Source organism: Flavobacterium sp. FPG59 (assembly GCF_002150205.1).
Lineage (GTDB): Bacteria > Bacteroidota > Bacteroidia > Flavobacteriales > Flavobacteriaceae > Flavobacterium.
The window spans coordinates 1-4,256 of sequence record NZ_MTCA01000249.1 but is presented as its reverse complement, the minus strand read 5'-3'; the positions used below and the strand labels follow the sequence as shown (position 1 = coordinate 4,256).

Genomic DNA, 4,256 nt, shown 5'->3' with positions numbered 1-4,256 from the left:
ATGCAACACAACGTACTTATTTTAGATTTCGGATCGCAATACACACAGCTTATTGCGCGTAGAGTTCGCGAATTAAATATATTCTGCGAAATTTTCCCATATAATCATTTTCCGAGTGATTTATCATCTTATAAAGCAGTAATTCTTGGAGGTAGTCCATTTTCTGTTCGCGCAGACGATGCACCCCATCCAGATTTATCTCAAATAAGAGGCAAACTTCCTTTATTAGCAGTTTGTTATGGAGCTCAATATTTATCTCATTTTAGCGGTGGTGAAGTAGCTGCATCTAATACAAGAGAATATGGTAGAGCTAATTTATCATTTATCAAGGAAGATGAGATTTTCTTTGAAGGTGTTTCTCCAAACAGCCAAGTTTGGATGAGTCATAGTGATAGTATCAAAGCTTTGCCAACAAATGGTGTAAAGCTAGCCAGCACTCATGATGTTGAGTTTGCTGCTTACAAAATTGAGGGCGAAACTACTTATGCGATACAATACCATCCTGAGGTTTTTCACTCAACGGATGGTTCTAAAATGCTAGAGAATTTCTTAGTAAAAATAGCTGAGGTTCCTCAAACCTTTACTCCAAATGCTTTTGTTGAAGAAATGGTCTCTGAATTGAAAGAAAAATTACAAGACGATAAAGTTGTTTTGGGTCTTTCTGGAGGAGTAGATTCAACAGTGGCAGCAGTTTTATTGCATCAAGCTATTGGTAAAAATCTATATTGTATTTTTGTAAATAATGGTTTATTACGTAAAAATGAGTTCCAAAATGTATTAGACCAATACAAAGGAATGGGATTGAATGTTAAAGGAGTGGATGCTGGAGATCGTTTCTTATCCGAATTAGCAGGCGTTAGTGACCCAGAAACCAAACGTAAAATTATAGGCCGCGTATTTGTAGAAGTTTTTGATGACGAATCTAAAATTATCGAAGATGTAAAATGGTTGGCACAAGGAACCATTTATCCAGATGTAATTGAGTCGGTATCTGTAAAAGGACCTTCTGCAACGATAAAATCACATCACAATGTAGGAGGTTTGCCAGATTACATGAAATTGAAAATTGTTGAGCCACTCAGAATGCTTTTTAAAGATGAGGTAAGAAGAGTAGGTGCTTCATTAGGTATAGATCCAGAATTATTAGGAAGACATCCTTTCCCTGGACCTGGTTTGTCAATACGTATCTTAGGGGATATTACACCAGAAAAAGTACAAATTTTACAAGATGTAGATGCTGTTTTTATTGATGGATTAAAATCTTGGGGATTGTATGACAAAGTTTGGCAAGCAGGAGCAATTCTTTTACCGGTTAATAGCGTAGGAGTTATGGGTGATGAGCGTACGTATGAAAAAGTAATTGCATTGCGCGCCGTAGAATCTACTGATGGTATGACTGCTGACTGGGTTCACCTTCCGTATGAGTTTTTAATGAAAGTTTCAAATGACATTATCAATAAAGTTAAAGGGGTAAATAGAGTGGTTTATGATATCAGTTCAAAACCACCAGCAACAATTGAATGGGAATAGCACCAGTTCGATTAAAATAGCATGATAAGAAGCGCACAAGAATTAACGGTATCAGATTTTGGAATAAAATTTGATACCGTTGTTTGTTAAGAATATAAAATTTATAAAAAACACGATGAAATACTTCTTTGTAATATACACGACTGCTTTGTGGTTTACTATAAGTACGTTTGCACAAAATAAATCCACAACTCACAAGGTTGAAAAAGGAGAAACTATCAATAGTATTGCTCAAAAATACAAAGTGACACCGTATGATATTTACCAGTTAAATCCAGATGTTCAAAAAGGATTGCAATTGAATAGTATTTTGTTGATTCCAAGTCCAAGTGCAAAAAAAGCTATTGCTTTACCAGTAAAAAAAGAGGCAACTGCAACAAAACATGTCATGGCTCCAAAAGAGACTTTGTATGGAATTTTGAAAAAATATGATGTTACAACAGAGGAACTGCAAAAAGCAAACCCATTACTAGATGTTCAAGCTTTAAAAATTGGACAAGTTCTTGTGATTCCATCTAAAACGGCATTAAAAAGTAATGTTCCTACTCAGGAAAAAGTGGTTAAACACATTGTTTTAGCTAAAGAAACTAAATATTCTATTGCTAATAAGTATGGTATTACTATAGAAGAATTAGAAAAGAAAAATCCTGAAATTGTATCCAATTTGCCCATTGGTTACGAGTTAATTATTAAAGGAAATCCAGCCAAAATTGAAAAGTCAGTTATAGCAACTGAAGTTAAAAAAGAATCTGTACAAATAGTTTCTAAACCGGTTTCTCCTAAAGTAAATTTTATAAGCTATGTTGTAAGACCAAAAGAAACGCTTTACAGTTTGTCAAAAATGTCGGGGTTATCTCAAGAAGAACTATTGAAAGAAAATCCGGCATTGGCTAATGGAGTAGAAGTAGGAATGGAGATCAAAATTCCAGAATCAGCTACTATCACGGCAGTAGAAGCTATAAAAAAGGAATTTGCTGTCCTTGCTAAGAAAAATAACGAGAGAAAGAAATTAGCCTTATTGTTGCCATTTAATGTTTCAAAAATTGAAAACGACACTGTAAATTCTATTACCGCTCGATTAAAAAAAGATAAATTTCTAAACATGACTTTAGATTTTTATTCGGGTGCTTTAATGGCAATTGATTCGGCTAAAACATTAGGGTTAAATTTAGAAATAAAAATACTAGATTCACAAGAAACAAAAAATAGTTCGGCAGTGGCAGCATTGCTAAAAAGCAATAATCTTGATGAATCTGACGCAATAATAGGGCCATTTTATCAAGCAAACGTAGAGAAAATGGCAGAGCTTGTTTTACAAAATCAAGTATCAGTTATATCTCCTTTGTCTAAAGAAAACGAAGTGAAATTCGCAAATATTTTTCAGGCGGTTCCTAATCCAGATGCGGTTAAGAATGCTATTTTTGACTACATGCGTAACAAAGGCGGAAATATGATTGCAGTTGTAGACAAGAAAAAAGGTTCGGTTGTAAAATTTATTTCAGACAATCACAAAGATGTGCGTTTTGTACCTCTAACGGCTACGGGAGGAATTACAGCAGAAAGTATCAAAAGTCTTTTGGTGAAAGACAAGATGAATTATGTAGTCATGGAAACCGAAAATACGGGCATGATCAAGGCTACACTTTCTACATTAATGAGTGCTATGGCAACTTACAAGGTACAGTTAGTTATTTTAGAACCAAATGAAACATTAGATACAGATGAAATTAATTTTTCAAGTTTAACAAAACTGAAATTGATGTATCCATCAGTAAGCCGAGAAAATGAATCTTCAGAGGCTTTAATTTTTGAAAAAGAATACAAAAAGAAAAATAAAGTCTACCCAAGTGTTTTTGCAACTCGAGGATTTGATGTGACCTTTGATACGCTTTTGCGTTTGTCACAAGGTAAAAAGTTTGAGGAAACAACCTTTGAAGTTGCAACAGAGCAAGTAGATAATAAGTTTGATTACTCAAAAAACACAACGGGAGGGTATAGTAATAACGGAATTTATATCTTGTATTATGATACAGATTTAACGATAAAAGAAGCAAAGTAATGACATCAAAAGTAACATATCTTGGGGATTTAAGAACATCGTCGATTCATTTACAATCTGGAACAGAAATTCTTTCGGACGCACCAGTAGACAATAACGGAAAAGGGGAAACTTTTTCTCCTACAGATACCGTTGCTAACGCATTGGCTACTTGCATGATGACTATTATGGGTATTAAAGCAATAGATTTAAATGTTGATTTAAAGGGTTCTATTGCGAATGTTACTAAAATCATGAATACAGAACCAAGAAGGATAGGCAGAATTGAAATCGCATTTGATATTTTTGGAACTCAAAATGAGAAAGAAAAAACAATATTAGAAAGAGCTGCCTTAACGTGTCCTGTCTTTTTAAGTTTGCATCCAGAAATAGAAAAAAGTATTTCGTTTAACTGGAAATAATACATAGTAATCAATACTTATAAAGCAAGAGATTTATTTCTTGCTTTTTTCTTTTTATAAAATGGATCAAAATCAAAAACAGCTTATAAAACTGGCTCATACTAAAATGCCCTTTGGTAAATATGAAGGCTGGTTTTTAATAGAAATACCTGAATATTATATTGTTTGGTATGCCAATAAAGGCTTTCCAAAAGGGGAGCTAGGGCAACAATTACAATTGGTTTATGAATTAAAACTTAATGGCCTAGAGGATTTGATTCGGAATA

The 4,256-nt window shown here is 33.7% G+C and carries 4 protein-coding genes; all 4 read left to right on the top strand.

What is annotated here, in order from left to right; all coding sequences use genetic code 11:
- On the top strand, positions 1 to 1,530 hold a 1,530-nt coding region (gene guaA, locus FPG59_RS14430), incomplete at its 5' end, for a glutamine-hydrolyzing GMP synthase (RefSeq protein WP_086455274.1).
- 115 nt (positions 1,531 to 1,645) lie between these two features.
- The gene (locus FPG59_RS14425; protein WP_086455273.1) at positions 1,646 to 3,589 is read left to right on the top strand and encodes a LysM peptidoglycan-binding domain-containing protein; all 1,944 of its coding nucleotides are present in this window, start codon (positions 1,646 to 1,648) and stop codon (positions 3,587 to 3,589) included.
- Complete coding sequence (locus FPG59_RS14420; protein ID WP_086455272.1) at positions 3,589 to 3,990, top strand: OsmC family protein; 402 nt, start codon at positions 3,589 to 3,591, stop codon at positions 3,988 to 3,990. Before FPG59_RS14425 ends, FPG59_RS14420 begins: the two co-directional genes overlap by 1 nt.
- A 61-nt stretch (positions 3,991 to 4,051) precedes the next feature.
- A partial coding sequence (locus FPG59_RS14415) for a DUF3820 family protein (protein ID WP_086455271.1) occupies positions 4,052 to 4,256 on the top strand: 205 nt, incomplete at its 3' end.

What these genes read in the sequence shown, in the direction of transcription:
- FPG59_RS14420 (WP_086455272.1), top strand. Translation starts at nt 3,589, where the DNA reads ATGACATCAAAAGTAACATATCTTGGGGATTTAAGAACATCGTCGATT.
- FPG59_RS14425 (WP_086455273.1), top strand. Translation starts at nt 1,646, where the DNA reads ATGAAATACTTCTTTGTAATATACACGACTGCTTTGTGGTTTACTATA.